The 6110-nt window shown below is 39.1% G+C and carries 5 protein-coding genes and 1 tRNA gene; all 6 read right to left on the bottom strand.

The window, feature by feature from the left end:
- Nucleotides 1-82: 82 nt before the first annotated feature.
- Nucleotides 83-174, bottom strand: a tRNA-Ser gene (locus tag HRT50_RS13520).
- Nucleotides 175-548: 374 nt separating this feature from the next.
- On the bottom strand, nucleotides 549-746 hold the full coding sequence (gene csrA / locus HRT50_RS13515; RefSeq protein ID WP_057179906.1) for a carbon storage regulator CsrA: 198 nt from the start codon (nucleotides 744-746) through the stop codon (nucleotides 549-551).
- Between the two features lie 449 nt (nucleotides 747-1195).
- Nucleotides 1196-3826, bottom strand: coding sequence for an alanine--tRNA ligase (gene alaS, locus HRT50_RS13510; protein ID WP_291615333.1), 2631 nt, complete (start codon nucleotides 3824-3826; stop codon nucleotides 1196-1198).
- A 78-nt stretch (nucleotides 3827-3904) separates the two neighbouring features.
- Nucleotides 3905-4258 (bottom strand): hypothetical protein, encoded by a 354-nt coding sequence (locus tag HRT50_RS13505; protein ID WP_291615330.1) that lies wholly within the window; start codon nucleotides 4256-4258, stop codon nucleotides 3905-3907.
- Between the two features lie 94 nt (nucleotides 4259-4352).
- Nucleotides 4353-5411: a DNA polymerase IV gene (gene dinB / locus HRT50_RS13500; RefSeq protein WP_291615329.1), complete on the bottom strand. Its 1059-nt coding sequence runs from the start codon at nucleotides 5409-5411 to the stop codon at nucleotides 4353-4355.
- A 120-nt stretch (nucleotides 5412-5531) separates the two neighbouring features.
- Nucleotides 5532-6110: ferrochelatase (hemH, locus tag HRT50_RS13495; protein ID WP_291615327.1), on the bottom strand; the 579-nt coding region annotated here is incomplete at its 5' end.

Here is a 6110-nt window from a genome sequence, read left to right as displayed (position 1 = left end):
CTCATTAGCTATATTTTATATCTTAGTCTCAAGATAGTGAACTTTCGTTCTTCACAACCATTATTTATCGTAATAAAAGTAATGGCGGAGAGGGAGAGATTCGAACTCTCGAACGGATTTAAAGCCGTTACTCCCTTAGCAGGGGAGCGCCTTCGGCCACTCGGCCACCTCTCCAATACTTTACCTTTTTATTGTCAAGTTCCAATGCATTTAATAATAAAAGCGTTAGAAAAGAACTTTTATCTGGGATAAACCAGAAACCCTTTTAACAGGAAGCTCTTCGACCAATCGGTCACCTCTCCAATGGGGCGAATAATAAGGGATTCTAAAAATAAGTCAAACAATTTTTAGTATTTATTTAGTATAAATCACTGTTTGTTGACAATTCATCCGATTGTATTGTTTTTTAATCATTTACCAAGCATATACATAAAAAAACACCGCCTTAGCAGTGTTTTGTTAGCTGTTATATATAGCGTAATATATAACGTTATATATTACGCTTTTCAGTAAAGACTCTAATAATCAACTTAAAAAGCAGTGATTAGTTAGACCTTGTTACCTGAAACTTCAGCATCACCTTTCTCAGCTTGAATACGCATGTAAATTTCTTCGCGATGCACTGAGATTTCTTTTGGCGCATTAACACCTATTCTTACCTGATTTCCTTTAACGCCTAAAACAGTTACGGTGACTTCATCACCAATCATTAAAGTTTCGCCTACGCGTCGTGTTAATATAAGCATGTTTTCTTCCTTATCCTTTAAAGTGAGATCACTAAATAAATATATATAAGCTAGTAATATATTAGAATTAGTTACTTTTTAATCCATCCACTATAACTAATAGTCAATTTTCGATAAAAAGTCATTATTCACTAAAAACACCATATCCGATGATAGTTTTCAATGAAGCTTCGATAATAGGCAACAAGTAACTTTGTTGCTACATCTATCTTTCATATTTTAGCAATAATTCCATATCCTTGAATACTTTTATAGTCTATTTTTACTACCAATCCTGTAATAAATTGCAATATTTTGGTGTTTATTTGTACGTAACAACAAATAAGTCCCTCCCTCCATGGAAATTTTCATTTTTATAACATGAGATAAAAACAAAAAAGGAAGCAAATGCTTCCTTTATATTCCCTTTAAATCAGTAGTTAATTACTACTAACCATTTTATCTAGCGTTTAAGCGAGCTTTTCTGTTAACCATGCAGATACACTAGCAAGGGCCGGTGTGATGTTCTCTGGCTGACTACCGCCTGCTTGTGCCATATCGGGACGGCCACCGCCTTTACCACCTACTTGCTGGGCGACCATATTAACTAACTCACCGGCTTTAACACGGCCAACTAAATCTTTGGTTACGCCAGCGATCAAGCCCACTTTCGGGCCATTAGCCGTTGCTAACATGATAATGCCTGATTGCATTTTATTTTTAAGTTCATCAACCATGCCGCGAAGTGCTTTAGTCTCCACACCACCTAGATCAGCAATTAAAACTTTAACGCCATTAATGTCTATAGCGTCATTAATTAAATCAGAGCCAGCTTGTGCAGCTAATTCCTGTTTAAGTTGCCCGATTTCCTTTTCAAGTTGCTTAGAGCGACTAACTAGCAGCTCGACTTTGTTACCAACATTAGCCACATCACTCTTAACCAGCGCGGCAATATTCGTTAAAGAGGCGCTTTGTTGATTAATAAAATCAAGAGCCCCGGTAGCCGTAACCGCTTCGATACGACGAACTCCTGCAGCAATACCCGATTCAGAAACAATTTTTAATAAACCAATATCACCGGTTCTATTAACATGGACACCACCACAAAGCTCTATTGAGAAATCGCCAAGGGTAACTACGCGCACTTCATCATCATACTTTTCACCAAAGAGTGCCATAGCACCTTTTTCCTTAGCTTCTTCGATGTACATAGACTCTGTTTTCTTTGCGTGGTTACGGCGAATTTCATCATTTACCATTTGCTCAACCGCATGTAACTCTTGTGCGGTAACGCCTTCAAAATGAGAGAAATCAAAACGTAATTTATCACTATCACATAATGAGCCTTTCTGAGTAACATGTTCACCCAATACTTTGCGTAATGCTGCATGTAATAAATGTGTTGCTGTATGGTTTTTAACGATAGCAGCTCTGCGCTCAACGTTGATTTCAGCTTTTACCCTACGGTTTAAGCCAATATCTGTCCGTGCCGTACCTCTATGGGCAAAAGCATTACCTAATTTAATCGTATCTGTTACTTCAAACACATCACCGTCTAGGTGTAATAAACCACTATCACCCGCTTGCCCACCTGATTCAGCATAAAACGGCGTATGATCTAAAATAACAATACCCTGCTCACCGGCATTTAATTGCTGTATCGGTTCTTGATCTTGGCTATTAAATAACTCAACCACTGTCGCTGAATATGAGTCATTGTCGTAGCCTTTAAATGCTGTTTTGTGATCAGATTTAAGCTGTTGATTATAATCAGTACCAAAGTTACTCGCTTTTTGTGCGCGTTCACGTTGCTGTTTCATTGCGGCAGCAAAGCCGTCTTGATCAATTTTCAATTGACGTTCACGAGCAATATCAGCGGTTAAATCAGCTGGAAAACCATAAGTATCATATAACTTAAAGACGTCATCACCCTTGATGGTATCGCCAGATAAATTAGCTAAAATATCTTCAAGTAAAATCATGCCACGATCTAGAGTACGACCAAATTGCTCTTCTTCTATGCGTAATAGTTTTTCAATAATAGCTTGTTGCTGAACTAACTCAGGGTAGGCTTCACCCATTTGTCCGATTAACGAGGCAACCAGTTTATGGAAGAAATGCCCTTGAGCTTCTAATTTATGACCATGGCGAATAGCACGGCGAATGATACGACGCAGTACATAACCACGACCTTCATTTGATGGCACAACACCATCAACAATTAAAAAGCTACATGAACGAATATGGTCACTAATAACACGTAATGATTTATGTTCTAAATCGCTACAACTAAGTAGCGCTGCGGTATCTTTAATTAATGCTTGGAAAATATCAATTTCATAGTTGCTATGCACATTTTGCATAATGGCTGAAATACGCTCTAAGCCCATACCAGTATCAATAGATGGATTAGGTAATGGCTCCATAGTACCGTCACTTTGACGGTTATATTGCATAAATACTATGTTCCAGATTTCAATAAAACGATCACCGTCTTCATCAGGCGAGCCCGGCGGACCACCAAAAATATCGGCACCGTGATCAAAGAATATTTCCGAACAAGGTCCACAAGGACCGGTATCACCCATTGACCAGAAGTTATCTGATTCATACTTATTATCCGCTGATTTATCACCAATGCGGATTATTTTATCTTCTGGTACACCAATTTCATCTTTCCAGTATGAAAAAGCTTCTTCATCTGTTGCATATACGGTAACCAGTAGTTTTTCTTTTGGTATGCCTAGAACAACAGTTAAAAACTCCCAAGCATAACCAATAGCTTCTTCTTTGAAATAATCACCAAAGCTGAAGTTGCCTAGCATTTCGAAAAAAGTATGATGACGCGCAGTGTAGCCAACATTTTCTAAATCGTTATGCTTACCACCCGCTCGCACACAACGTTGTGCTGAGGTTGCTCGGGTATAACTACGCTTTTCAGCGCCTAAAAATACATCTTTAAAAGGCACCATACCGGCATTGGTAAACAATAACGTGGCATCATTACCTGGTACTAACGAGCTGCTTTTAACTATTTGATGTTGTTTGGTGGCAAAGAAATCTAAAAATGCCTGACGGACTTCGGCGGTGCTTTTAATCATGGGATACTCAACAAATCGATTTAGGTCTATTTTAATTCTGGGTTTATGCTAATTCTGGCGCTATTTACATGCTGTAATTTAGTCTAATACCGCAAAAATTTCATCACTGGAATAAGCACGGTATGGTAAAAAAACAAAGCTGCTTGGCTTGTTCTTCTTTTGCTGCTTTTTAGTCAAGCTTACTATCAATGCTTTCATCAATAGAGTACTTGGCGCCAAAACGCTTATTATACCCAAGCTCGGCTTGAAGATACCAATCAATTTCACAACTTTCACGCAATTTTTGGATAATTGTTGTGCAGACACGCTTTTGTTCCAACTTGTTAGCGATATAAAGCCAACCATAGCCAGGTTTAGCGTGGTACCGACAGCGGTTGACAGAAAATTCTCATCATTGAAGTAGCTTTTTTCTAATAAGCGTTTAATAGCCATATCAATTACGGCGGGGGAAGTTGCCTTGCTGATAAGCCAACTGCGTAAGCTAATGCCGTTTGTTTCAGGTCTATCTGTGCTTGGCTAATAAAAACTACAGTGAAAGTGACAACTGGAGGCTTTCACTTGGGTTGTCAGCAAAACCTAAGGTTAAGCCGACTAAGCGAATACCACGCTTATTTGCTCGACTATAGGCTTTTGACAGTAAGCTATAAAATAGGGCTTGTTGACATGCATTACTCTGGGTCTCAACAGTAGTCTGATTAAAATCGGCAAACTTCAATTTCACCCCTTGCCTAATGATTTCCCTATTACTGTGTGGTGCTAATCGAGTTAACAGTTTTTCATATAAGGACTCAATAACAAGCTGGCACTCATCTTGGGTTGATAAATCTTCCATCAAAGTAGTTTCAATGGCGAGTGACTTTCGCTGTCGACTGACTTCTAAAGCTCGGTTATCAACACCATGAGCTTTTAAATACAAACTATTAGCAAATTTACCGACAATATTCTGTAATGCTCTTATATTACTTTGCCGGACATCCGCGCAAGTGACATAACCATGGCGATTGAGCTTTTCAAAAGTTTTAGGACCAATACCAGGTATCTTCTTTAGCGATAATTGTTCAACAAAATTCGCAACTTTATCAGGGGTGATAACACATTGGCCATTAGGCTTATTTTCGTCACTGGCAATTTTAGCCAAAAACTTATTCGGGGCAATGCCCGCTGAGGCAGTCAAGTTAAGCTCATTAAAAATATCAGATCTAATCTGCTGTGCAATAAGCGTGGCACTGCCCTGACATAAAGTTGCCTCTGTGACATCAAGAAAGGCCTCATCTAGGGATAAAGGTTCAATAAGGTCGGTGTAGCGAGAAAATATTTCTCTGATATGTTTAGAGGCTTCTTTGTACACATCCATGCGACCATGAACTATGGTCAGGTTTGGGCAAAGTTGTTTTGCTTTGATAGCAGGCATGGCAGCACGGACGCCAAATTTACGTGCTTGATAATTACTGGTACACAAGACACTACGAGGACCATCGCCACCCACTGCCAGCGGGATATTTCGATACTCAGGAAAATCTCGCATTTCAACGGCAGCATAAAAGCAGTCCATGTCGATATGAATTATTTTTCGCTGATTACTCATTTACCACCCACCACCAGGGTAACTGTATATAAAAACAGTATACTGGTTTTATGTAGCTTAGCAAGTGAGTAGTTGGCTTTGTGACTAGCTTTGTGACTAGCTTTGTAACTAGTTCAGTGCCTAATTAAGAGAGTTCGGTGAACCCAAAGCTGGTACTAACACATCGAACAAGGCGTCAATATGATCGTCGCGATCATTTAATGCAGCAATATAATGGTATTGCTCACCACCAGCATTGATGAATATTTCCCGGTTTTCATGCTCTAATTCTTCTAGTGTTTCCAGACAGTCACTACTAAAAGCAGGGCTAAGAATGGCAATATGTTTATCACCTTGTTGCGGCAGACTCGCTAATATTTCATCGGTATAAGGTTGTAGCCATTGCGCTTTACCAAAACGAGATTGAAAGGTAGAGATTATTTCATATTCTTTAAAGCAACACTGCCTAGCTATCTCTGTTCCTAATAATTGCTGCTTTAACAAGTCAGTTGTTTGCAAACAAAAATCATAATAGGGATCGCCCCACTGGCGAAATAACTCGGGCATACCGTGATAAGACAGCACAAGTTTATCCGGCTTACCATGTGCTTTGACATGTTCAACAATAGTATTGGTTAATGCCTTAATATAAAGCGGGTTGTGGTGATAGGTATTTAAAAAGTAGATTGATGGCACATAGCGCCATTGTTGCAGCTCTTT

The organism is Colwellia sp. (genome assembly GCF_013215345.1).
GTDB lineage: Bacteria > Pseudomonadota > Gammaproteobacteria > Enterobacterales > Alteromonadaceae > Colwellia.
Note: the sequence above shows the minus strand (reverse complement) of the source record. Positions and strands in the feature narration are given on the sequence as shown.